Annotated in this window: 14 protein-coding genes; 2 read left to right on the plus strand and 12 right to left on the minus strand. The window is 42.9% G+C overall.

The annotated features are described in order from the left end of the window. Positions 1 to 21: 21 nt before the first annotated feature. The 4 genes from NM125_RS15450 to NM125_RS15465 all read right to left on the minus strand — a co-directional run bounded on the left by NM125_RS15450 (position 22) and on the right by NM125_RS15465 (position 9787). The gene (locus NM125_RS15450; RefSeq protein WP_255135880.1) at positions 22 to 1062 is read right to left on the minus strand and encodes a PorV/PorQ family protein; all 1041 of its coding nucleotides are present in this window, start codon (positions 1060 to 1062) and stop codon (positions 22 to 24) included. Between the two features lie 38 nt (positions 1063 to 1100). Beyond that, positions 1101 to 4508: a fibronectin type III domain-containing protein gene (locus NM125_RS15455; RefSeq protein WP_255135881.1), complete on the minus strand. Its 3408-nt coding sequence runs from the start codon at positions 4506 to 4508 to the stop codon at positions 1101 to 1103. A 38-nt stretch (positions 4509 to 4546) separates the two neighbouring features. Further along, positions 4547 to 7291 (minus strand): TonB-dependent receptor, encoded by a 2745-nt coding sequence (locus NM125_RS15460; RefSeq protein ID WP_255135882.1) that lies wholly within the window; start codon positions 7289 to 7291, stop codon positions 4547 to 4549. 78 nt (positions 7292 to 7369) lie between these two features. Beyond that, positions 7370 to 9787: a T9SS type A sorting domain-containing protein gene (locus NM125_RS15465; RefSeq protein WP_255135883.1), complete on the minus strand. Its 2418-nt coding sequence runs from the start codon at positions 9785 to 9787 to the stop codon at positions 7370 to 7372. Positions 9788 to 10156: 369 nt separating this feature from the next. Between NM125_RS15465 and NM125_RS15470 the strand changes: the two genes are divergently transcribed. After that, positions 10157 to 11161 carry a LacI family DNA-binding transcriptional regulator gene (locus tag NM125_RS15470; RefSeq protein WP_255135884.1) on the plus strand — a complete coding sequence of 335 codons (1005 nt, stop codon included), beginning with the start codon at positions 10157 to 10159 and terminating at the stop codon, positions 11159 to 11161. A gap of 52 nt (positions 11162 to 11213) precedes the next feature. Here NM125_RS15470 and NM125_RS15475 read toward each other — a convergent pair whose 3' ends face one another. The 8 genes from NM125_RS15475 to NM125_RS15510 all read right to left on the minus strand — a co-directional run bounded on the left by NM125_RS15475 (position 11214) and on the right by NM125_RS15510 (position 25081). After that, positions 11214 to 12977 (minus strand): SGNH/GDSL hydrolase family protein, encoded by a 1764-nt coding sequence (locus NM125_RS15475; RefSeq protein WP_255135885.1) that lies wholly within the window; start codon positions 12975 to 12977, stop codon positions 11214 to 11216. 124 nt (positions 12978 to 13101) lie between these two features. Then, the gene (locus NM125_RS15480; RefSeq protein ID WP_255135886.1) at positions 13102 to 14874 is read right to left on the minus strand and encodes an SGNH/GDSL hydrolase family protein; all 1773 of its coding nucleotides are present in this window, start codon (positions 14872 to 14874) and stop codon (positions 13102 to 13104) included. A 111-nt stretch (positions 14875 to 14985) separates the two neighbouring features. After that, complete coding sequence (locus NM125_RS15485; protein WP_349294202.1) at positions 14986 to 16401, minus strand: glycoside hydrolase family 30 protein; 1416 nt, start codon at positions 16399 to 16401, stop codon at positions 14986 to 14988. 27 nt (positions 16402 to 16428) lie between these two features. Further along, the gene (locus tag NM125_RS15490) at positions 16429 to 17289 is read right to left on the minus strand and encodes a hypothetical protein (RefSeq protein WP_255135888.1); all 861 of its coding nucleotides are present in this window, start codon (positions 17287 to 17289) and stop codon (positions 16429 to 16431) included. Positions 17290 to 17520: 231 nt separating this feature from the next. Beyond that, positions 17521 to 18729: a TlpA family protein disulfide reductase gene (locus tag NM125_RS15495; protein ID WP_255135889.1), complete on the minus strand. Its 1209-nt coding sequence runs from the start codon at positions 18727 to 18729 to the stop codon at positions 17521 to 17523. Between the two features lie 262 nt (positions 18730 to 18991). Continuing rightward, positions 18992 to 22465, minus strand: a complete 3474-nt coding sequence (locus NM125_RS15500; RefSeq protein WP_255135890.1) for a methylmalonyl-CoA mutase family protein — start codon at positions 22463 to 22465, stop codon at positions 18992 to 18994. Positions 22466 to 22554: 89 nt separating this feature from the next. After that, positions 22555 to 23454, minus strand: a complete 900-nt coding sequence (locus NM125_RS15505; protein WP_255135891.1) for a mechanosensitive ion channel family protein — start codon at positions 23452 to 23454, stop codon at positions 22555 to 22557. Positions 23455 to 23458: 4 nt separating this feature from the next. Next, a complete protein-coding gene (locus NM125_RS15510) occupies positions 23459 to 25081 on the minus strand; it encodes an Ig-like domain-containing domain (RefSeq protein ID WP_255135892.1) in 1623 nt (540 codons plus the stop codon). 245 nt (positions 25082 to 25326) lie between these two features. Here NM125_RS15510 and NM125_RS15515 point away from each other — a divergent pair, with 245 nt between their 5' ends. Continuing rightward, positions 25327 to 26631 carry a COG3014 family protein gene (locus tag NM125_RS15515; RefSeq protein WP_255135893.1) on the plus strand — a complete coding sequence of 435 codons (1305 nt, stop codon included), beginning with the start codon at positions 25327 to 25329 and terminating at the stop codon, positions 26629 to 26631. Positions 26632 to 26644: the final 13 nt, after the last annotated feature.

Raw genomic sequence — 26644 nt, forward strand, 5'->3', positions numbered from 1 at the left:
TAATAAACTTTTTTGAAGCATTTAAAAATATAGTTTGATATCGATGAGAGTAGTATTGCCTAAATATTCAAATGGAACTTGGGCAAAATCAAAACCAAGAGCAACATTGCTGGCTGTTTTCAGAGTAAACCCGGCTCCATAAGTGAAGTGCGAATCGATCTGGTTGCCGAGGAATAAATCCTTATACCCTGCTCTTGCATGAAATTTGATAGTATTAGTGACATAACTGAGCTGAGATCCGGTATCAAGATTCAGATCATTATCATTTGTTTGGTGAGCATCAGCTAATATTGTCCATTCCAAATTATCTTTCTTAACCACCGGCACATTCACGCCAAATTTGAATGACAGTGGTAAATCCCATTCGTCCATATAAATTCTTCCGGGAACCGATTCATTATTCCCTTCACTCGTTTCATCTACATCTACCAGGTATTCCGCGTTAATACCATCCATTTGCATACTTCCGCCAAAGTTGTTGATACTGGCTCCCAACTTCATACCATTCAGGTATTCGGTAAGCAGTGTGAAGCCAAAATCGAAAGCAAATGTCTCAGCAGTCATATCATAGATTTTCTGTTGAACCAGCTTAGCCGTCCCCCCAAAGTAAAATGATTCGGTTAGGTTTTGCGCATAAGAAACCCCAATACTTAAATCGTGGGCTCCGAATGTAGCACCGGTACCTTCCTGTTGCTCAACAGTACGGATGTCCATTCTCCCGTAGTCAAGAAAGTTTAGCCCAATCCCAAAGCTTTTGCCTTCCGATATGTTAAACACAAGTCCTGATGCGTACGCATTAACGTCAACGAAGAGCTGATTGTAGGATAGGTATCCTGAATTATATGTACCACCCTCATTCTTTAGGGCGATATTGGCCGGGTTCCAAAACAGGGCTTCCGCTCCTGATGTGTTCACTGTGTTAGCATGACCAAGCGCAGATCCTTTTGCGCCTACACCCATCGTAAGGAATGGGGCTGCGGTGGTTCCCACCCTGCTTTGCCCTTGCAAAGAAGAAGTGATACTCAGTAACAAAATTACAGCTAATGTTGATAAAGGCTTCATAATTGAACGATTTATAAACTTACTTTTATTTTCCACGGCTACTTGACGATTGCAAATTTATCAACATGCTCGCCGACTCCCTCTGCATATACGTGGTAGAAATAAACCCCGTATGCAATGTCTTCATTATTTGCTGTACGAAGATCCCAGGAAATGGCTCCGTCACTTATAGAACCATCGTGCACAAGAGTATTGATTAACTCTCCCCGTACATTAAAAATCCTGATTGTACATCGCTGAGGAAGATTGTAGAAGTATATTTTTCTTTCTCCCCGGCCAACCTGGTCTGAGCTTCGCTCCCAGGAAGCAGCTCCTACATATGGGTTTGGAGCAACATAAATGTCATCCAGCTGACTGGAGGCTAACTCGTTGTCAACGCCGGACTTTATTACACCAAACTCAAATGAATCCCCAGTTCCAAAAGCACGAGTACTGGAAATTCGGAATTTATCACCGGCTGATGGAGGTGTGTTCCCCTCAAGAGCATTAAACTGTAAGTTGTAACGGTAGCGGTATTGTCCGCTGGTCTGCAATTCTGCAACAATCAGGTTATCCCCTTCATTGAACTCATCATTCTCATCATTATCAATTATGAGAAGAACAGCATCTTTATTTGCCGTTACATTTCTGGCAAAAATGGGGATCTCGGTTCGTAAGAACTGCCCGCCAAAAAGGAATGGAGGAGTATAAACCGTATCCTGAGGATCGCTCCAGGTTAACTCAAAGTCATCATCACTTAAGAAGAAACCGGTTGTAGATATACCTGTCGGTGTCAAAATATTTCGGGATATATCCACTTCCCAATCAGTATCCAGTCCATCTAATTCTAATGGATTTAAGCCAAACAACTCATTTTCTGATCCTTCATTTGAAACGTATCCCGTTCTATTGTCACGGATTCTGGCGGGTTCGTCATTATCCATTTCAAATGTAAACCCATCAACCACCCGGGTTGATGACGTAAACGGGCTCTTGGTTATGATGGTATCACCTGATGTAATTTCCACCATATCGTAGCCGGAAGTAATCCCATAATCACCACTGGTTGAAAGGGTATCGTAAAAATTCACGCGGTATTGATTCGCTGTATTTACCTGGGTCCTGGACAGAACATTAATGTTTGCACTACCTGTTCCGTCACCCGTAGTAAGCTGAGAAAGATCTGTAGTTGAACCACCGGATACATATCCCAACGGATATGTTTTCGGAACTACTGCAGCTGCATTTATGGATGTGGCTATTACATTACCGGCAAGATCAAGAGAGATGTTAAATGTGTTCTCCTGTGGATCAACACCCACTGATTCGGAACCCGCCTCAGGACGAACTCCACGATCGTAAGCAACCAATGCGTAGTAGTAGGTTTTTCCATTTGTTACGGTTGTATCAACATAATTGAATTGCAATCCTGTATTGTCTCCCAGATCAAAAATGGCTTCTCCTTCCAGAACCGGAATGGTACCACTTATGTCGTTATTAAGGTCAAACTGTGCAATTGGATTGTAAAAGGTGGGGGTTCCATTTACATCAGTAATGGATCGTGAATCTGAAAGTAAATTATTGGTACCTCGGAATAATTTGTAACCTTCGAAATCAAATTCCTGAATAAACCGATCATAACTTTCCAGGGATGCATCATCCCAGGATAATAGCACCCTTCTGTCTCCAGCCTCTGCGGTTAATTGTGGAGTGATTGGGGGTTGGGCAAAGTTATAATCTGCATTATAAATATTTTGAACTGTTCTTCTGTTTTTGAAGAAATCCTCTTCATTGCTTCCAAATATCCATGCTGTGGAAAAGAAATCAGTGGATTTACCATTCAAATCATTTTCACTATCAAGTTGAACCTCACCCGACATAAACAAAGCAAAAGGCTCATTGTCAGCAACGGTTTGAACCGGTTCTTGTCCCACCGGAAATTTACTCAATACAATACGTTCAAATAGCCAGGTATCATCCCGCAAGTTATTTCCACTTTCATAAAACGGACGAGTATTCAAGTCAAAACCGGTCAAACCAATTTGATCAGATTCATCAACATCCAATTCATTAAAGTTAGGTTCGCCAGGCGTAGGCATACCATCTGCTTCTCCTTCATCGGGGCCCGGATAACCTTGATCAAAAGGTCCTAAACCATCCCGGCCATAGTCATTATTAAGTAATTCTCCGGAATCATATTCGCCGTTCCCGTTATCATCGCTATAACCAACCCAGTCGAGCTCTTCATCGGAGGTGTACCATACACCGGCCTGGTATGCTGGGCGATCTTCAAGCGGTCCATAATAGTTTTCAAACAGCGTAATATTATATCGGGCATTCACTTCAGCTTCAATTGCAGCCTGTCCCACAATTGGAGTAAATACGTTATTCTCAAATCGGGACTCATCCGTTATACCGTCCTGATCGGCATCCACCATATTATTATCCTCATCGGATGGCGATTCCAGGAATGCAAAACCAGTGTAACCCAGGTTGTAATTTCCACCACCCTGAGTTGGTGTACCAATTCCGTTTCTATCCCACCCGTAAACAACATCTAAAAGAGGATCATAAGCGGCATTGTCGTCATCCTCTTCGTTTCCAAGACCATAATCTACAATCTGAGTGAAGTATAACCGGTCCTGAGTATAGTCGCCTTTGTTCGTGATTCTGTAAATCAGAAACATAGTATCTTCGGCAAGAATATTGGCCCACTGGAAGATGCGGACTTGCATTTGCAGCCCTAAACCACCCATGGTAGAATCTGATTCCGGGCTTGGATAATATACTCCTAACGGGCTATAGGGTTCTCCTGTTTGTGGATTTACGTGATATTCTTTGTCCGAGAAGTCATCCATCACGTAATAAGATTCCAGATCCGCATTAGCTAATCGTCCATCCCGTCCATTCCAGGTTCCAGGCCATCCTGCATCCTCTTCATTCAGGCGATCAGGCCAAAATTCAGGCCACGAAGTTTTATCGTCACTTAATGCCGGAGTTGGTGTTAGAACGGAAGTTACTGAATCAATTCTATCCGGATTGTTAAAGCCGGGCAAGGGCAACCAAGCCCATGTTTCTCCGGTAAATGGACTTTGCCGCAACCCTGCTTCCCGATAGTTTATACTAACCGGATTGAGTAGGGTATCTGCCTCGCCGTTATAAAACGCCGGGTAATCTGATCGGTTGCCGTTAACATATCCGGCAACAATTACACCAACACCATCAATATGGCGCCCTCCTACCCCTCGAGGCCACACTCCCCATGGTAAATCGTTCCACCTGGATAGTTCCCCGTGATTTCTGAAATTCGTTTCAATCAGGTTACCATCCAATACACCACGTGCAACCGATTCTGTTTCTCCTCGGTATATGACTCCATTGTACTCGTCGGGTATAACCTGGGCAAATAAACTACCTGAGTAAAAAACCGACCAAACGATCAAGAAAAGGATTTTGCTGTACTTCATGAGTTATTATCTGATATTCTTATTGTCTCTGAATTATTTTAAAAAGTGTATTTCAAGCCAACTCTGACTGTTCTGGGAGGTCCCAGCATAGCTTGGTTGAGAATGAATTCTTCAAAACTGTTTACCCCACCCGGAATTGAATTACCCCGTTGGATATCTGCCAAGCGCTCTGATTCTGTTGCTAAGCCCGTTTCGCTGAATACGGAATATTGTGGTCGAGAATCGAATAAGTTGTCCACTTGTAAAAAGAATTGGACATCCGGTTTTAGCTTAACCGGCTTGTAATAAACTCTCATATCCGTATTAAACCATATAGGTTTATCTTCATTATTATCTATAAATGACACTCGGTCTTGCCTGATTGTTGTATATGGTGTACCTGTTTGAAGGCTACTAATTGTTGAAACGGTCAGGCCAAAATCGGTTCTGTAGGTCAGAGTATTGTTCAATACATTTCTTCTATCCCAGTTCAATCTTCTTAGCTTAATCGTTGGTTCAAGTCCTGATTGAAACCTTGTGAACGCATCGGTGGGATTTGATGCTGAGCCCTTAGCAAATTGAAGGGTATAATCTAATGTCCAGGAAAGAGGTCCATCTCCTCTTTCATACAATGATAAAGTAGCTCCTTTAACGGTTCCATAATCAAGGTTAACAAACCTGGAGATATTCTGACCATCAAATGCACGCCCGAATTCTACACCTGTCAGATTTCGGATGTCTTTTGAGAATAAGGTTAAATCCAAACCAAGGGTTTCTGTAATCCCCTGCTGAAGACCCACTTCAAATGAAAGAGTACGTTCCGGATCTAAATTTGCATTACCAAATTGTGCCGGTGAGGCTACAGGGTTTTTCTCGTACTCGGAATTAGTATATAGTATTGATAGCTGAGGAGTCTGGAAAAATAGTCCGGCTGAGAAACGCATTACTCCTGTTTCTGAGATAGGGAAAGCTATCCCTAAACGAGGGCTAACCTGGAAGGTGTCATCCGCATATTTTCTGTTATAAATCATTTCTGACGGATCATCAGGATTGACGATCATGAGTCTTGAGGCCTGTGTCCAGTCTAAAGGAACCTCAAAATTCGGATTAAAGTAATCGGCTCGCAAACCGGCATTTACAATCAGATTCGGATACTCAATTTTTGTTTGAGCATACACGGCACCTTCATACGGACTTACATCAAGCGCATAAGAATCAAAGGGGCTTTCATTAACCCTTGGCTCATCGTTTAAAACGGTAATACCGAAGGTGTTTACATCCAAGTTATGGAGCCGCCCGGAAAAACCGGTTTTAATTGAAACCACACTATTTAGCTGTGAACTAAAGCTACCAACAACGCCTGCTGTTTGTACAACATCCCGGGTAGAAAATAGTTGATTACCGCCTACTGCAAAGGCCTCTCTTCCCTGTTGTGAAGACTGTTCTATCGGCACATAAGCACTGGATAGGTTTAATGAATCTTCGGGAGGTGAATGTAGCCATGAACCTCCATTATCATTCAAATAACTAAAAGAAAGATTAGCGAATGATTTTTGGCCAAAAACAAACTTAAAGCCAAGAATATGGTTCTGAGAAAGGTTGTGATATTCGTTCACACCGTTAGGGTTATATTTAAACCCATGATTATAACCCTGGCCATCCAACTTCTGTAAAAACAGGTTATAGTCAACTTTTATTCTGCTATTAATTTGATATACAACGGAGGAGTTGAGCGAATAGCGATCCTGGTAGTTCATATATCTGTAATCACCGGATCCAGTTGATTCAATAATCCAATCGTTTCTGTCACTGTTACTTAACCCGAATGATTGATCTGAGGGCCTGAACAAATCTTTACCAAGCAGGTGACCCGGCTCCGACAAGTATCTCAGCGAAACCCTGAAACCTAATTTCTCTTTGAGGATGGGTCCTCCGACAGAAACTTGTAAGTCTCTGTTTTCAAGCAATGGAGCCGCTTCAGTAAAGGTTACTTTTTCCTGGGTAAAATCTTCGTAGCTCAAAAACTGTCCGGCATCTGCTTCCCGTTCTACGAATTCTAATTTCCTGTTACTTAATATTTGCCCCACGTAGGCAAGTGCATTTCCTGTCCATTCTGAAGGAACCCCTTTGGTTTGAATATCCACAACACCACTTAAAGCCTGTCCGTACTCAGCGTTAAACACTCCACTGATTACTTGTAAACTGGATACCATATTTTGTTCAACCGTAAAGGCCGCCGTATTGCTGTATGCATTATTGATGGGAACCCCATTTACCAAATACGTTACCTCTGTGGCTCTTCCTCCCCGGAAGTGACCATCTACCACACCTGCCTGATTGTTAATGGCATCTGACAAGTTTACAACCGGTAAATCATCCAGTTGTTCTGAACTAATATATGCCGTTGTGGTAGTTCTGTCTTTTTCAACTATGGGCCTTTCAGCCGTTACAATTACTTCTTCACCCTCAATAACCGCTTCACTCATAGTAGCGTCTATTCGGGTTGTTTTGTCAACAAATACTTCAACATTCTCAACTTTATATGTTGTAAAACCCACATAACGAAAAACGATTGTGTACGTGCCCGGATCTACATTATTAATGTTATAAAGTCCGTCAATATCCGTGGTCATACCCTTTGAAGTTCCCTCTATAAAAACCTGTACACCAATAAGAGGCTCTCCTGTACTTTCTTCCAATACTTCACCGGCAATTTTCCCTGTTTGAAAAGCGAACAAAGAATTAGCAGATATCAAAAATATGAATAGAAAGAAAAGCTGTCTGATAATTTTAAATCCCTTCATAGAAATAATGTTTTAAATAAGGGCATAGCCTTTTAAAGCTATGCCCTATGATATATTGATGAATTAATCAGATTATCATTATTTGATAAGCATCATTTTCTTAGCTGAAGTAAATGATGTTCCGGCATTAATTCGATAAAAGTACATACCTGATGACAGGTTAGTGGCATCGAATGTCTGGTTATGGGTACCTGCAGTAAGCGCCTCATTATTAAGCAGAGTCGCAACTTTTTGTCCCAGTACGTTAAATACTTCAAGCGTTACTTTAGAAGCTGCTGGCAACGTAAAGCTAATGTTAGTAGTAGGGTTGAATGGGTTTGGATAGTTTTGATCCAAACTAAACTTCATTGGATTATCAGAACCTAATTCTTCATTTGAAGTTATTACGGCATCTGCTCCAACAAAAGCTACTACCTGCCACTGCCATGGATTTTGCCACCAGTCGCCATTAACTGCGTTAGAACCCCACGCAACTTGAATGTCACGAGCTGCTGCGTCATTGTCATTCATAGCAATTTGGAATGGATATAGATCTACATCTGTGCCAGAAGGGAAATCAAAAGCTACATCATCTCCGGTAGCCATGTTCACAGTGCTGAGTACAGTAAGTGTTCTGTATCCTGTTGCTGTAGCTTCTATGAGTGTCTGAGAATTCGGCACTTCGCCATCGATACGTTCAGCTGTATAGCCATAGGCGTGAATAAACCCTCTCACGCTACCATCTCCGGCAGCATCTACAAGGCCTCCGCCTCTCAACTGCCAATCAGGTTCTGCACCACCCATACCAGAAGAGCGTTGTGGGCCTGCAATGAAAGACTCAGGAGTATAGTTTCCGATACCCATCTCCCATGAATCATAGTTCCAGGCTCCACCTGAACCATCTGCTTCAGTAGCATATACTACAGAATCATCCATCACTTCTGCATATATAATCATCTGATTGTTTTGAGTTTCAAAACCTATCCAGAATTTACTGGAAAGATCTTCTGATGGAACACTTGATCCTATTACAGGAACTCCACTTTCGTTATCGATTGTAAATGGAACGTAATTTTCCGGGAAGAATGATGCCAGAGTTGAAGCCTCAGGAATCTCTTCATTACTGAAAGCTGTTACTACAGCGTTTACTGCATCCTGACTTAATTCTAAGGCATAACTTTCAGCTGAAGTCATGCCGGTTTCTATAGAACCGGCTGCCAACTCACCGGCAGTTCCTTTCTCCGTTTTTGCCACAACACCATAGTGAGCTGTAAAATCATACGCTACGCTTGGATGTGGAGCAACCGTTGTATGCTCTAATGTCAACCCACTGTCCGGGTCAATAGTACCAATGAATGATCCGCCTTCCATTTCAGTAAAGGCAGAATCCGCAAAGAATACATCATAGGTGGCAGCACCTTCAACTTCACCCACCGAAATAGTCACAATACCATCGGCTTCTGAAAGCGTAAGCGTTGGTGCAGGAGGTGCAATTTCTGTAACTCTTTTAAGGATTACATTATCGAACCATACTGAAGCGGTATCAAAGGCTACTTCAAAACCAACCTTCATGTTTGCCCAGTTTTGAGTTGCATCAACATTCAGTACATAATTAGTCATTTCGTTGGTTAAGTCTACTCTGGGAGCAAAGTTAGTCCAATCGCCATCGGTTCCGTTATTACCAAAGAAAACCTGAATTGTTTTGGCTTCGGTACTTGCTTTAGCGTCAAAAGACATCTCATAAGGACCAGCATATATTGAATCTATTTGCTCCTCATCCAATTCTTGCCTGATCTGAACAGCATAACTATCAATTCCTTCAGGTATGTCTGATATTTTAAATGCTCCATTATCTGCACTGAAAGTAGCCGATCCTTCGGTTACCCAGTTTCCGCTTAAGGTATCACCTACAACCATTTCACCATCTTTCAGAATGTTGTTAGACATTCTCTTCAGGCTGATATTGTCCAGGTAAACTGCCTCTGTAGCAAGCCCCATCTCAAATCCTAATTTCATACCGGAATCGGATGTATCAAATACCTGAGCTACCTCAAATTCCTGGGAAAAAGTGGTCATTTGATCGTCTAACGTTACCGGAGATGCGTAATTGGCAAAAGCCCCTCCATTTTGACCAAAATAGACATTGAGTCCTCTGGATGCGCCGGATTCAGTTCTGGCATCAAATGATAATTCGTAAGTAGCACCTGCCTTTAATGCTGCAATCTGCTCAGGAGTTAATATCTGATTAAACTGAATGTGCCATGGCTGCGAACCATCCGCTGCAATATTCGTTACCGCTAACTCTCCTGTACTGGCATCAAAATCTGCTGATGCAGCAGCAAAGTCAGCTTCATATGTTGACCATACTGCTGAAATACTATCACCAGCAAAGTCACCATCATTAATTACCTCATCACCACTAAATGTGTACTGTGCAAAAGAGTTTGTCATAAACCCTATAGACAGGAACATCAGGAAAAACAGTGACGAAGTATTCTTAATCGTAGCCTTTTTCATAATTCTTGTTTTTATAATTAATAATTGAATGGACATGATTCTATAACGAGAGTATCGAACCTTCGAAGCGCTCCCACAGAGTGAATGAATGCCACATGAATTTTATCGAATCCCTTTCAGAAATACAATAATTTTTTCTCATTTATGGGATTTTTTATCACAAGCATGATAATTCACGTCCTTTTCAACCTACAAATAACATATGAAGATGTTATGAAGCCCTTTTATTCAATAATATCGGCTACAAAATCATTTTTTCTTAAAAAAGCCCTTTCATAATTGCTTATAATTTACGATTCTTATGAAAATATTTTTCATGACAGTGAATAACTTTCTATCAATTACAGATTATTAATTCTGGGGTGAATTATGAAGCCGACTTTAAAGGATATCGCGGAACAAACCGGGCTATCAATTTCAACGGTATCAAGAATCTTACGTGGTGATTCGAATAGCAGTAAGGACAATGTGGAACAAACAATCCATGTTGCTCAAAGACTTAATTATCCCATAAACTCCCGGCTGCTAAATCAGCAGTACGAGTATAAATCAACACTTCAGGTTGCTCTGATTAGCTCTTTTTATCCTGACGAATTCTATTCTGCTTTCTTTTATGGAATCAATAATGCAGCTAAAGCAGAAAATATTAACATGTCTTACCACATTTATACTCCCGAAGATGAAAACCTTCACTCCCTGATTAACAGCCTAAGCCATAATTTTATTGATGCTGCTATACTATTCATCCCTACCCTGCAGGAAAGTGACTATAAAGAAATAATTGAGAATGTACCCGAGAGCTTTCCACTGGTTTCCTTGGCACCGGCCTTTAATCCGGTTATAGATACCATGACTTTTGACTCATACCGAGGTGGCCACCTGGTAGCAAAACATTTTTATGATCGCGGCTATAAAGACATGGGAATCATAACGGGACCTCATACTAAGAATGAGGCTATTTTTCGAAAAAACGGGTTCACTGATTTTATTAATCAAAAAGAAGATGCTACACTGGTGTGGCAAGTTGAGGGTGATTACACTTTTGGGTTCGGTAAACGCGCGTATCAGTCATATGCTAAGTTGGATAAGAAACCCCGGGCTATTTTTACCAGTAACGACTATATGTGCCTGGGATTTCTTGAGCAGGCTACCAGAAATGGAGTTAATATCCCCGGAGATGTAGCTGTAGCAGGATTTGATGACCTGCCGGCCTGCGAATATGTTCATCCGGGAATAACCTCGGTTCATACCGATTATGACATTCTTGGGAAAAAAGCGTTCAAGCTTCTAAATGATAAGATAACCCCGCCCCATGAACACAGCGGAATTCTAAGTGTGGTACCGGTGACTCTGACCGTTAGAGAGTCCTCTTGATTGTAATTGGGTAACTATGTGTCTTTTCAAATCCTGAAGGGTGTCGAAAGACTTATCTTCTTGACTGTAAAAATTTTTGGTGATACCGGGTGGCCTCAGCTGTGTCTTCTTTAAAGAGGTAATACCGGGTCAGATTATAGTATAAAACCGGTTCATTGGATCCTAACCGCAAGCTTTCATCCAGCCAGTATTTGGCTTTGTCGTATGCTTTGTTATCCGTGTAAATGGATGAAAGTACATTCATATATCTTGGGTCATATGCTCCCTCATTTAGCACCTGTTCGATTATATTCACCAGATATGCATTAGCCTGAGGATTATTAATAGCATATTCGATACCCCTCTCTATCAAATCAACAGAATTGAGCTGCCACTTAAGCATCTCATAATAATGAGGCATCACTTCCCGGGCATTATCCGCCTTCATCTGCTGATCTACAATTTTCTTTAGCGCATCGGGTACTGATTTTTGATTAACCTTAGTTACCGCTGCGATCGAATCAACATAAGATGATCTCATTAAGTCCTTATAGACCTCATTGAACTTTTCCAATTCTTCAGTTTCAGAAAGGCCCTTTTGAAAAGGATACCCACTCATAAGCCTGGATACAGTGATTTCCGCATAGGCCTTTTCAAATTGACTGATATCCTCTGGCGTATCAAATACATTGGGAGAATAGGCTCTTTTGATCCTTTCTAATTCAAGAAGGTGCTCAAAGAAAAGATCGGCCATAAGTTTATGCCCCATGAAGTTGGGATGTAAATGATCAACAAACATCGACTCATCCTCAATCCCGCTGGTGGAGTTGCTTCTTATCATTCTTTCAACATCCACCAGATGTACATTTGGGTCTTTAGCAAAATCATTTATTAGCTCATTAATCTCGTTAGGTGCCCTGAACCTGATCTCATCCAGCTCTTTTGCTTCATCAAACAATGTTATTGCTGCATTTTTATCACCGGTTTCGAAATGCTTCTCCCCTTCAGCATATGCTTTCAGGGCTTCATTTTTATCTGATAACGGCGGCTGATCCTTTAAGTTGGAAGCAACCGTTCCCAGTAATATGGGAACTCCATTGCTTTTGAAAAGCTCTGCCACATCTCCGATGTTTCTTTTGAATTGTTTTATTCCGGATGAATAGATTTCACCGCCAAGTTCAATTTTGGATTCTCTGATGACGGAAGCCATCATCGTTCTCTGCTTATTCTTTTCATTATCCTTGGGACGAAATAGATTCTCTAAAAGCTGATACAGCCTCAGGTTCTTGAGGCTCAGAACCATCCTTTTTACTCTGATACTATTAATTAACCCAAATTGAGTAGTTCCTGCCCCAAATGACCCATAGTATTCATTATGGCCGGCATAAACGATAATTGCATCGGGTTGATAATCCATCAGCCTATTTGAAATATCCCAAATCACGTAACTGTTTACGGCAGTCATGCCAAGGTTAACAACCTCTATATTTAGCCCGTCTGTTTCCAACAGCAGCTTTTGTTCTAATTGTTCAGCAAAGCTATAGTAGAAATTATAAGGGTAGCCTTGCGTGGATGATCCACCTAAAACAAAAATCCTGAAGGTATTTGCTTTCTTCTTCTTTAAGAATGGTGATACCGCTACTTGTGGTTTGAAAGATGGAAAATAGCGGGGCACAAAAGAGGAATTTGTAATCAAATAATCCGGCTGAGAAGGAACCTCAATAAAAAGGTCTTGTGCTTCCTCATTATACCCTCCAATTATCAGGGCAATTTCTATAAAACCCAGCAAAAAAAGCGGAAAAAGCAGTGTTATAATCCAGTAGATTTTATTTTTCATATGATGAGTAAAATGTTCAGAATGGTCCTATTCAAAGAATTACAACCCGGTAAAGTGTAATCAGCAAAATTGGAGACCCTCCTTTTCTCATTTTTTTGATGAATACCGAGTCATGTGTTTCAACCTATTGCTCATTTCGTAAACGAATGTACTTTTCAAATGCTTTTTTTGCGTTGGTTGTATCTCCTTTCAGGGCATAAAGCCTGGCATAGCTATACCAAAGCAAAATCGAATCTTCATCCCGTTCTTTAACTTTTTGCAACCAGAATTCACTTCTTTCTAAATCTTCATGAAGTAAGTAAAGGGCTGCAAGAGTGTTTGCAAAAAATGGGTCTTCACGCTCAATGCTTAGAATGGTGTGAAGGATACTTACTGAATATGAATCATATTCTCGATCATTGATTGCATAGTTTACACTCTTTTTAAGCAAATCAGTATTGAATAATTGCCAATGCACAAAATCCCGGTAGTGTTGTAATACTGAAATAGTATCTGTTTGGTTATTCTCATAGTTTATGACATCCGTGAGTGCCAACGGAATATCGCGTTGCATTCTCCAGGACGAAGCCGCAATAGAATCTATATAGGAGCGGCTAAGATAATTGTTGTACTCATTCTGAAATTGAGCAAATTCCTGTTGCCCTGTTAACCCTTTTTTAAATGGATATCCCGCCTTCAGTCGCTTGATCTGAACATTCGCATAAATTTTTTCAAACTCAGATATTGAGGTATTGTCGTATAATGGATTCACAGTGTATGCTTCACTAATTCGGTCCATATTTTCCCTGAGTGACTCAAAATACAGGTCTGCGATCAACTGGTGGGCTTCCCAATCGGGGTGCAAATGATCAGTAAAGAAACTGCTGTCCTGTATGCTGCTCTCCGAAGCTTTAGCAGACGCCAAATTCACATCAACCAGGTAGGCCTTGTACTCTTTTGTGGCTTTTCTAATCACATCATTCATTTTCCCAGGTGCCCTGAAGCGTATATCATCATATTCCTTGGCTTTCAGATACGCTACCCGTGCAGAGTCAATGGATCCGGAATCAAAATAGTCGTTTCCTTCGCTGTATTTACTGAGGGCTGCTTCACCATTTCCCAGAGGTGGCTGATCTTTCAGATTTGATGTCACAGTACCTACAAAAACAGGTATCGATTGGTCGCTAAATAATTCCAGGATATCCGATAAATTTTCCTCAAATTGCCTGACCCCCGCTTGGTATAACTCACTATTTACCGGTATTCCGGACTCTTTTACGACTCTCGCCATCAGGGTTCGATTGTTTGCATTACCGTCCCCATCCGGACGAAGAGTATCTTCAATTAGCTGATATAGGCGCCAGTTTTTGAGGTTCAAAATCAAGCGTTTCAAACCTACTCCTTTCCCAAAACCAAATTGAGTACTGCCAACTCCAAACGATCCGTAATATTCGTTATGACCTGCATAGATAAGTATTGCATCAGGGTCGTAATCGAGTAACCGTTTGCTTAAATCCCATAAAACAAAACTGTTTACAGCGGTCATCCCAAGATTAATTACCTCAACACCAAGACCGACGGTTTCCATCTGTAACCTCTGTTGCAGCTGCGAAGAAAAGCTACTGTAAAAATTGTAAGGAAACCCTTGGGTTGAGGAACCTCCAAGTACAAAAACCCGAAAGGTTTGATTGTCCTTCTCCTTCAAAAAAGGGTTTTTTGCTACATCGGGTGTAAATGCTGGAAAGTACCTGGATACAAAAGCAGGATTGACAACCACATACTCAGGCTGAATTGCCACCTCTACAAAAAGTTCTTGTGCATCTTCGTTATAGCCTCCCAATCGTAAACCCAATTCCAGTAATAGAAAAAGAAATACCGGAAACAGAATGGTGAAAGCCCAAAAAACAATTTTTTTCATACTTACTAAATCATGTAACAGAAACTAAGTAACGGTCATAATAATTGCGTTCTGTTATTTCCTCATCAAAACAGAAAGAATGCGTATCGAATTATGAATTCAAATTACTTTCTACCAGATAACCGTTCCTACCGCACCTTCAAATAATGTCAGCCTTTTTATCTCCCCATCTACCGAGATCAGGAACTCTTTTAAAGAGTCCGAGTCATTGAGAATAATAATAACGATCTGACCGTCTTCATTAATAAAAGCCACATTGGGTAAATCTTCGGGAACATTGGATTCTATTCTTTGAGCCCCGGGTAGAACAAACTTTGAGGCATGAGCGATAATGTAATAGGCAGGATTTCTGGTAATTTCATTCCCGATTATGGTCAACGCACCGAGGCATTGAGTGCAACCGCCATTGGTGTGCGGATCCTGATTTTGATCAGCGGCCAGGTTCCATTCCAGCACATTCCGGCTCCAATTCCTTGTAGCTCCGATAATCAGGTTTCTGGTATGCCAGGCTAAATCTTGCGCAAAGTTTCCCGGAGCTCCAACCCATTGCTCCGTAAAATAAAGATTCTTATCGGGATGGGCGTTATGAACCTGGCTAAGAGCAGAAATATCTCCCGCGTATAAATGAAAAGCCGAACCATCTATGTATTTTTTTGCGTCCGGATCATTTAAAATTGAAATGGGGTATTCGGGTCTGTCGGCATTGTGATCATAAATAATGATCTTGGTTTCAATTCCCGCATCTTCAAAAGCAGGCCCCAGGTGATTCTTCACGAAATCGGCTTGTTCATTGGCCGACATATGCATACTGGGGTTATTTCCATCATGAAGTGGCTCATTTTGAACAGTAATAGCATCGATGGTAATCCCCTCCTCTGCCATTCCTTGTATATATTTCACAAAATAGAGTGCGTAAGCATCATAATATCGGGGCAGTAAACTTCCACCCACGGTGTTGTTGTTTGATTTCACCCAGGTAGGAGCCGACCAGGGCGAACCCATAATTTTGAGTTCAGGATTAATGGCCAGAATCTCTTTTAATACCGGAATCAAATACTCACGATCTGGGTCAAGGCTGAATTCCGACATATCCTCGTCTGTCTCTCCGGCCTGTAAATCATTATAAGAGAATGTATGTGGGTCTAAATCGGAAGAACCAATACTCACACGCAGGTAGCTTACTCCGATACTCCCTTCATCACGTCCGAAAAGCTCTTGCAGTAATTCCTGACGAGCTGAAGCACTCATGTTACTAATATGAAGGGCACTCCCGCCGGTAAGCGAATACCCAAAGCCATCAATAGTTTGATAGATGTTGTTTGAAGTAATTTCTATTGTTGGCAGTTCTGGGTCAGCTTTGGCTTCGGTAACTCTGTCTTCAATTTCTTCAAGGAGTGCGGTTTGATCAGCGGTTGTAAGCCACAAATCTGAATGTTTATTACCATTGTCCCCCGCTGTTTTACATGATTGGTTAAAAAGGAAAATTGAAATGACAAGACTAACAGAGCAAAGAGTTTTGGTATTCATAAAATCCTATAAATCAATAACTATCAATTAATTGTTTTGAAAAAGGGCTACAACTTCTGAGGGGCTCATGCTTTCCAGCATATCCCTGCGGCCAAGTTCGCGGATGAAATCTTCGGTAACTCCGTTTGCATGAAGGGCTATAATCCCTGAATAATCCAATTCTTCCAGGTAATCATATCTGTTTAGAGTTTGCATGTAATCCATTGGTACATCGTTAGCATATAAGCCCACCACACCTGAAAGGTCAAGCTCATCTAACAAATCAAGACGGTTCAATCCGCGAAGGTATTCTTCTGAAACACCGTTTGAATGCAACCCGATTACGCCAGTGTAATCCAGCTCATCCAGGTAATCAATCCGTTCTAAATTTCGGATATAATCGGCCGGTACTCCGTTGGCATGTAAACCAATCAAAGCGGTGTAGTCTAATTCCTCCAGGAAATCGGCACGCTCCAGCTCGCGCATGTACTCCACAGGCACCTCATTTTGATACAGCGCCATGACCTGATTACGGTCAGGCGTTTCACCAAAATCAAGTTCGTTAACGTCATCGATGTACTCCAGTATTCCACCCGAAAGACCTGCCGGATTCTGAACCACTTCCGTCACCTGTCCGCTGTTTCCTCCGATTCCCAGTGCATCGAGCGGCCGCCAGTCATTAAACCAGATAAAGAAAATGACCAGAAATACCCCTAAAACAATAGCATCCCGTTTCAGAGTACCCTTCTTTTCCTCGTTGAATTCCGGCCGGACGTAATCCAGGAAACCCCCATCCTCCTTAGGGTCTTCTCCTCCACCGTCAAAATCTATTTCCGGCTCCTGTTCTGCATCATTATTGTGCAGATGATTCTTGATACGATTGCTATGTTTGTCTTTTTGGGGTGCCATATCCCGAATGTATGAATTGCGGAGCTAAGATTGTACAGGGAAGACCTATTTCTTTGAGAAGCCCTGAAGGACTTCGCTTGTTTACCGGAATAGATGAGTGGTAATAGATAGAATGCTGACTAAGTTTTACATTTTGGGTAACCCGATCGCCCATCGAAAATCGCCAATCGATCACTCGAAAATCAAACAAAGCTGCGATGAACCTATTTTCGGATAACGATTAACAAATTACTAACGAGACAGTTCTTCAACAATCGCGTTAAATCTTTGATCAAATTCCTCATAATAGCTGCCGGTCGCCGGTCCGGTGAAATAGCTATGAACGTAACGGGCGTAGCCATCCTTATCTATAAACACCAATGTTGGGAAAGCGACAATCTCATCCATAAAAGAAAAGGCCTCAGCTGCTTTTGATTTAGATAGCCGGCCGCCGAGAATCATTTTATATGGTACATCAAGACGGTTTTTGTAGGTTTGAATACGGCCCAATCCATATTCCGGAGAATAATTGGCTTCAAAATTTACTGCCAATATTTCCACTTCTTTACCGGGATTTTCCCCTACCCATTCAGCCAAATAACGGGTTTGGTCCTGGCTGTTAGAACACCAGGTTCCCATCAGCTGAACGATAAGCACTTTACCTTTATACTCTTCCGGATTGATCTTCTGCTCGGCCAATACAGCGAGCCTTTCCAAATCAGGCCTGATATTCTTTCCGGTTAAATCAACCATTTCAAATGGATCGGGCAGCTCAGCAGAATCATCCCGGGTTGCTATCCAGGGACGTGAATAGCCGTTATCCAGAACCAGTTCGCCGCTCCACCTTTCTTCACTTTCGTTGTATGTTCCTCTCAACAGGAAAGAATGCACCCCGTCAAATGTTGACATTTCGATGCTATTGCCTTCCACCTTTCCCTCAAAAAAACGATAGTCGCTTACTTCAGTCATAATGGTTCCGGTAACCCGGTTTCCGTTCTGCTCAAATAACCCGACAGCAGGGTATTCACTGCTTCTGCCCATATTCACGGTCATATCCCATCGATTACCAACTACTATGGGGTTTTCCTCTTCTGCCATTTCATACCGGGGCAAACCATATTCAGCCCTGAACGAGTAGCTTTGATTGCGATAATGCTTGAAAAGCCGACCTTCCATGCTATCAGAACCCTGTTTCATTTTCAGGGTGATGTCGAACCCAAACATGGGAATAATCAGGCTGTCGTTTCGAACAGTGGCTTCCAGCGAAGCCCGGTCTTCTCCGTTAATAAAAGTAAGTACCGGTGATTCAGAATCCTTAGGGTATTCTACCTCAAACTGAAATGGAATCTCCGCGTTGCTATAAATAATGGTTCCTTTCCAGGTTCCTTCTTTTGGAATTTGGGCGGCTGCGAATGACTGGAATACAATGAGGAGTAGAAATAGTCCGGCTATATTTTTCATGGGGAGAATATAGTTAATTCAGGTTGAATAGCCATTGATGATCGGACACAAACAAATCCGTTTTATAGTAGCTATGTAACGCGAAGCCCTGAAGGACTTCGCTTGTTTACCGGAATAGATCTGAGATAGTATATAGAACGGTACCTGAGTTTGACATTTTGGGTAACCCGATTGTCCATCGCAAATCGCTAATCGATCACTCGCAAATCAAATAGCGCTATAATGACCCAAATTCCGATTAACGAATACCTAAAAAACTAAATCACATGTTTCTGCGATACTGCCCGCCTACTTCATATAAGGCATGTGAAATCTGTCCCAGCGAAGCTACTTTAACCGTTTCCATGAGTTCTTCGAAGAGGTTGCCGTTATTTCGGGCTACTTCTTTGAGTCGCTCGATGGCTATATCGGCGTCTTTTTCGTTTCGCTTCCAGAACTGCTCGAGGTTTTCAATCTGCTGGCGCTTCTCTTCTTCGGTAGAACGGATGAGGTCGATTTCTTTATCGCCTTCTTCTCCTTCGCCTTCTTTCTGGAAGGTATTCACACCAATAATCGGAAGCTCTCCGGAGTGTTTTTTGGATTCGTAATAGAGGGATTCATCCTGAATCTTGCCCCGCTGATACATATTTTCCATAGCGCCGAGTACACCACCACGTTCAGTGATGCGATCAAACTCGGTAAGAATGGCTTCTTCAACCAGATCGGTCAGCTCATCAATGAAATACGATCCCTGGTTAATGTTCTCATTCTTAGCCGTTCCCAGCTCTTTATTAATGATCATCTGGATAGCCAAAGCACGGCGTACAGACTCCTCAGTTGGAGTGGTAATGGCCTCGTCATAAGCATTGGTGTGCAATGAGTTACAATTATCGTATATCGCCAATAATGCCTGAAGTGTGGTTCGGATATCATTAAACTGAATCTCCTGGGCGTGCAGAGAGCGACCACTGGTTTGGATGTGATACTTCAGCTTCTGTGAACGGTCGTTGGCTTCGTATTTATTCTTCATGGCTACGGCCCATATACGTCGCGCCACACGACCGATAACCGCATATTCAGGGTCAAGTCCGTTACTGAAAAAGAACGACAGGTTATGGGCAAAATCATCCACATCCAGTCCGCGTGCCAGGTAATATTCCACAAAGGTAAAACCATTGGCCAGCGTAAAAGCTGCCTGCGTGATTGGGTTCGCTCCGGCCTCGGCAATGTGATAGCCGGAAATTGAAACCGAGTAGTAATTACGGACATTATGCTCGGTGAAATAGGTTTGAATGTCCCCCATCATCTTCAGGGCGAATTCAGTGGAAAATATACAGGTATTTTGTGCCTGGTCTTCCTTCAGAATGTCAGCCTGAACCGTTCCGCGAACCACGCTCAGGGTGTTTTCCTTAATCTCGTTATAGGTGCTTTCCGGTAATAAATGATCTCCTGAAATACCAAGGGTAGCCAAACCAAATTCATCATTACCTTCCGGAATTTCATTGCTGTATTGCGGTTGTTCCACTCCCCGCTCTTTGAAGTAAGCTTTGATTTTCTTCTTCGCTTCTTCCCACTTGCCGTTTTCTTTCAGATAGCGTTCTACTTCCTGGTCAATGGCGGTATTCATAAACATCGCCAGAATCATAGGCGCCGGACCGTTTATGGTCATCGATACCGATGTTTTTGGGGAAGTCAGTTCAAAGCCGGAATACAGCTTCTTCATATCATCCACGGTACAAATACTGACACCGGAGTTACCGATTTTACCGTAAATATCCGGCCGATAACCGGGGTCTTCACCATACAGTGTTACCGAATCAAAAGCCGTGGAAAGTCGGGCAGCCGGCATGCCCTCACTCACGTAGTGAAAACGCTTGTTGGTTCGCTCCGGGGTTCCTTCTCCCGCAAACATCCGGGTTGGGTCTTCACTCTCCCTCTTAAATGGGAATACACCGGCGGTATATGGGAAATATCCCGGCAGATTTTCTTTCAGGGCAAACTTCAGCTGCTCCCCTTTGTTCTTTGTTTTGGGAAGAGCCACTCGCGGAATCTGTAATCCGCTCAGCGATTCACGATATAATTTATTCTTGAAGGTCTTGTCACGGATTTGAACCTCAAAGTGTTCTTGCTGGTATTGCTCAAATAATTCATTCCAGCCCTCCAGTATTTTCTTAGGCAGCACATCCAGCTTAGTAAGCCAGTGTTCACGCATTTTAGCCAGATTATCCTGCATCACCTGCTTCTCATCCGGATTCCAGCTTTCCAGCTGATCCATGGTTCCTGAAACCTGATCCAGTTTGGAAGCGGCATCCACCTGCTCTTCCACCCATTCGTGGTAATCCCGTACAGTTTCTGAAATTTCGGATAAATACCGAACCCTTTTTCCGGGAATGATGGCCTGCGCCTGAATATCCTCAGCCGGCTTGGGATTCATATAAATCTTGGTTTCCCAGCCAATTTCATAATGGCCGTTGATCTTATCCACCAAGGCCTTAAACAAACGGTTCACGCCTTCATCATTGAACTGTGCAGCTATAGTTGGGTAAACCGGCATATCTTCCTGCTTGGCATGCCATGAGCCCGTGTTTCGAATCATTTGCTTGCGTACATCCCGCAGAGCATCCAACGATCCTTTCTTCTCAAACTTATTAAGCACCACCAATTCAGCGAGATCAAGCATGTTAATCTTCTCAAGCTGTGTAGCTGCCCCGTACTCACTCGTCATTACATACATCGGGATTTCGGTGATATCCACAATCTCGGTGCCGCTCTGCCCGATTCCGGAGGTTTCCACTATAATCAGGTCAAATCCGGCTGCTTTGTACAATTCAATGGCTCCAAGCAGTCCTTTACTGGTAGACCGATTGGATGCCCGGGTAGCCATACTGCGCATAAATACCCGGTCGGTGTCGATGCTATTCATGCGGATGCGGTCGCCCAGTAAGGCCCCGCCTGTTTTCACTTTGGAAGGATCTACGGAAATGATCCCGATGGTCAGGTCTTCAAACTCAGTTAAAAATCGCCGGACCAGTTCATCGGTGAGGGAACTTTTACCGGCTCCACCGGTTCCTGTAATTCCAACCAGAGGAATGGTTTTATCGGATAATTCAATGTCCTTGCCTTTCCCATCCAGGAGCTTACCGTCTTTCAGCGCTAAAATATCTTCGTGTTCATTCTCAATAGCCGTGAGCGAACGGGAAAGGGCAATCGTATCATGTTTTTTGAGTTTCTTGAAGTCGGGCCTGGCAACAGAAATGGGATCGAAATCACATTCCTCCAGCATAAAGTTGATCATACCCTGCAGCCCCATTTTACTGCCATCTTCAACAGAAAAAATGCGGGTTACGCCGGCTTCATGAAGTTCTTCGATTTCATCCCCAACAATAACTCCGCCGCCACCGCCAAATACTTTGATGTGTCCGGCTCCGTGCTCTTCAAGCAGTTCAATCATATACTTGAAGTACTCTACATGTCCGCCCTGGTACGAGCTGATGGCAATACCCTGGGCATCTTCCTGAATAGCACAATTCACAATTTCATGCACTGAGCGATTGTGCCCGAGGTGAATGACTTCAGCCCCGCTGCTTTGCAAAATTCTGCGCATGATATTGATACTGGCATCATGGCCGTCAAACAAACTGGCAGCCGTCACAAAACGAATTTTATGCTCAGCCTGGTACGGCTCTTGCACGTGGTTATTCTTATCTGATTTTGCTGCAGCTTTCTTAGCTGGTGATGTTTTCGTTTTTACCGACATAATCTTTTTTCTTGATAGTGGAAGCGGTCCCATAAGATATGGATTTGAACAGGAAGTATTAAATACCTTAACGGAATATTATATCTTGCTCAGGATCTGGCGTTTTCGCCACCTTCAATGCTTTTTGGAGGATTGTTTTTATAAACCAACGTTCGATAAGGGAATGGTATTTCAATTCCTTCGGCGTCAAATCGTTTTTTAATGCTTTCAAGCAGGTCACACCCCATTACAAATGCATCCGGTGGGTTACTTGCCCAGCTCCAGGCTCTTAAGTTCACCGACGATTCACCCATCATTACAACCCTAACCGGTACGATATCATCACCGGCTTCAATTTGCTCTTCTGTCCGCACATCTACAAAATGTGGATGTTTGAGGACTTCTTCTTCCATGATCTTTTTAGCGAGATCGATGTCGGAATCATAACTGATGCCCATATCAATCCACTTACAGATTTTATTATCCTCGTAGTTTGAATTGATGACCACCTCATTGCTGATCACGGAATTGGGAATAATAATGCGTTTATTTTCAAAATTACGGATTACGGTGTGGCGGAGATTTATATCCTCAACAACTCCGGTTAAATCGGTTCTTACTTCAATCCGGTCAGAAATTTTGTAGGGCTTGAAGAGAACGATGAATAAACCGCTGATAACATTGGAAAGAGCAGCCTGGGAGGCAAAACCTACAGCTACAGCGAGTAAACCTGCACCGGCCAGCAGGGAAGCTGCAATAACCCGAAGCTGTGGAATCATATAAATGGCAAAACTGATGCCGGCCAGGTAAATCAACACGATGATTGAGCGCTTGAAAAATACCAGGCTGGTGACATCATCATTGTCTTCCGCTTCACGATTTCGTTTGATAATGGCGTTCAAAACCCTCGATGTGATCCCTGCTATCACAATGGTAATGAGTATAATCATACCAATCAGGATGGGCAGGTGCCAGATTTCATCAATGTAAGTTGAAAGCAGTTCTTTCATGGCTTTAATCGAATGTGATATTTACTTCGGAAGTAAATCCTTCCTGAACTTTTAAATTCCGTTGTACATAATAGTGCTCGGGGGTATTAAAGGGAATCACCGTGCCACGATCCCACCTTTCATTGCCATTCTCGTCTTTGAACAGGATAAGGGTATATGAAAGCGGGGGCAAACCCGTAAGTACGGTTGACTGACCAAATGAGGTAAACACCCGTTCCTCTCCTCCCGGTGATAACAGTTGTACGTAATGAATATCGGTTGAATCTACATTTTGGAGGTTGATTTCAATATCCCCGTATTCGGTAGAATCCCATACTTCCGGTTCAAACAGTTTTCTTCTGAGGGTTTTAGGATTCCAAACCAGGAATTGGTAATCAACCCCTTCAATCCACTCCCCCTGCGGTGCCACCCATAATTCGTTTCGGTTAGTTTGAACCTCGGGCCAGTCATCAAAATCCACCTGTCCCTCTATAACCACCATTGAGTCTGTTATCTCCGGCTCTGTTATCGGAGCGGCATAAGTCACTTTAAAGACTTCATCCTGAAGTAATCCATTGGTCCCGTTAGCAGTAATGATACGCTGACTCGTAGTGTCTTCCTGGGCGGTTCCCGTAAACGACATCTCTTCCGTTTCAAGTGGATTACCCGCACCATCTGTAAAACCGGATAGCCGAAGCGTGTATTCAGCATTTTCCAGTAAAGGCCGTTCGCTTTGGGCAAAAGCCACGAAAGGCTCTTTTTCAGGAATATAAAGGGGGTAAGCCGAAGTATAGTTTTCGCCGGCCGAATCCTGAACTATTAACTCTGCATCTTCTTCAATGCGAATGTTTTCACTAAAGCGTAACCGCATGCGGTTAGTCGAGAATAATCCCACTCCTTGCAGTGACGGTGCAACAGAATCCACCTGGGTTGCATAAATTACATCGAGCGTATCACTGCCTTCTTCTTCCAGGGTTATAAATTCATCAAAGAACGGATAGGCTGACTCACTACCTCTATCCCATGTCTTATTGCGATTGCGATCATCCACAAGCAAAGCTTTATACCGTCCGTCAGCGAGATAGGAAAACCGGAATACGCCACCAGTATCTGTTTGGGCTTCGTAACTGGCTTTATTACTTAAATCGAATGGCTGCCGGTATAACAACACTCTTCGGTCTCCCGCTCCTGTTCCATCGTCAGCAATTCGGATTCGACCCATGATTTTCCCCTCATCAATTTCATTTCCGGTTGAGATGGCAAGGGTAACCGGGCGCTCCATTTTATTATTCCGGGTATCGGACAGGTCGGTGCCGAGTTTAATAATGACGGTGGTGGAATCCGGAAAGCGTTCTTCAAACTCTATGGTCATCGTTTTTCTTCGCCATGAAACGTCGTACTCGATACCAAGATCCGGCTCCACAGTGATGGCTCCCCGCACGGAAGAACGACCAATAAACTCATCAAACTGAAATACAAAGGTTCGCCCGGTAAAATTGGTGGTTCCAGTTTCCGGGGAGGTAAATTCGACTTTAGGGCCGTCTTTATCTGCCGGTCCGCCCGTTGGGGCTATGGGAGTGGCACAGGCTGCTATTCCGGCAATGATCAATCCAAATAAGAAAAAAAGAAGCTTTTGTCGGGTCTTCAACAGGATGTATATCTATTTGTTAAAGCCCAAATATAGGCATTTTGCGCTCCCTGTCGAATGAGAACTTTAATGAATTTATGGGAAACCGGTTGACTCTTGTTCTGCCGCTCTGTTGCAAAACTTTATTCTAAGCTCCGTCTCAGAATTGATTGGGAAAGAGCTTAAAAATTCCATATCTATTCTTTATTATATATCGGTAAATCTATTGGTTGACAAGCAAAGCAAATAGTATAAGTTTTTAGCTTATGAAACGGTTAACGGGGTTCATTGCTTTAATTTTTTTGATGGGTGGCTGTGCTGCTTACCAGCTGGATACAGCCCAGAATGAGCTGCGTACATCCTTTGCCTCCGGAGACTATGCTACAACGGCTCAGCTCATCGAAAAGCTCGAAAAGGAGGAGGTTTACCAAAATAAGGAAAAGGTACTTCTTCACCTCGAACACGGATTGGTAAACCATTTTGCCAGCAACTATGAACAAAGCAGTTACCATTTCACCCAGGCTGAAAACGAAATGGATGTCCTTTTTTCAAAAAGTGTAAGCCGGGCGGTAAAATCCTTTGTGGTAAATGATAATACCCTGGCCTATGATGGAGAAGATTATGAGGACATCTACCTTAACATCTTCAAATGCCTCAACTATATCCACCAGGATGAACTGGAAAGTGCCCTGGTTGAAGTCCGCCGTGTGACCTACAAGCTCGAACGTCTGGATCAAAAGTATAACGGACTGGTGGAGTCGTTATCCAAAGCGGATACCACCAGCACCGATGATGATAAATGGAAAACCGGTGATACAAACATCCAGAATAGTGCCCTTGGGCGCTACCTTTCCACAATCCTGTATGCAAAAACCAATAAGCCCGATGATGCCCGCATCGAATACGAAAACCTGCTGAAGGCTTACAGAGAGCAGCCTTCTGTGTATGGTAACAAGCCTGATGAGAGTAAGCTGCGCCAAATCACTGAGCCCGAACGATACAATGTGCTGGTGCAAGCCTTTGCCGGCAGAGCTCCAATCAAAGAACAGAACGACATCCGGCTTTACCTGGACGAATCGGATACTTACCTCAAGTTTTCACTCCCGAGTCTTAAAACATTCAACTCTCAGGTAAGTGCCGTTAAAGTGAAGTTTGAGAATGGGAACCCAATTCAGCTCGACTTGATAGAAGAAATGGATCAGGTTGCCAAGGAAGTATATAAGGTGAAAGAACCCATCATCTATGCCCGAACCTTTGTGCGAACCTTCCTGAAAGCCGCCGCGGCAGCCAAAATGAAGAAGGAAGCCAAGAAAGAAGACGAAACGCTCGGTAGTATTGTGAATATTTTGGGTAAAATTGCTCAGGAAACCACTGAAAAAGCCGATTTAAGAAGCTGGCAGACCATGCCCGGCAAAGCCTACGCCACCGTCATGAATCTCCCGCCGGGGGAACATACCGTGGAAGTACAGTACTTCGGACATTCAGGGCAACTAATTCACGCTCAGCCCCGCACTATTACCGTACGGGAAAACGAAACTTTGAAACTGGTTGAATCCATTTACTGGAATTAATACCGAATCTATA

Origin of the sequence: Gracilimonas sediminicola (genome assembly GCF_024320785.1) — a bacterium.
GTDB classification, from domain to species: domain Bacteria; phylum Bacteroidota; class Rhodothermia; order Balneolales; family Balneolaceae; genus Gracilimonas; species Gracilimonas sediminicola.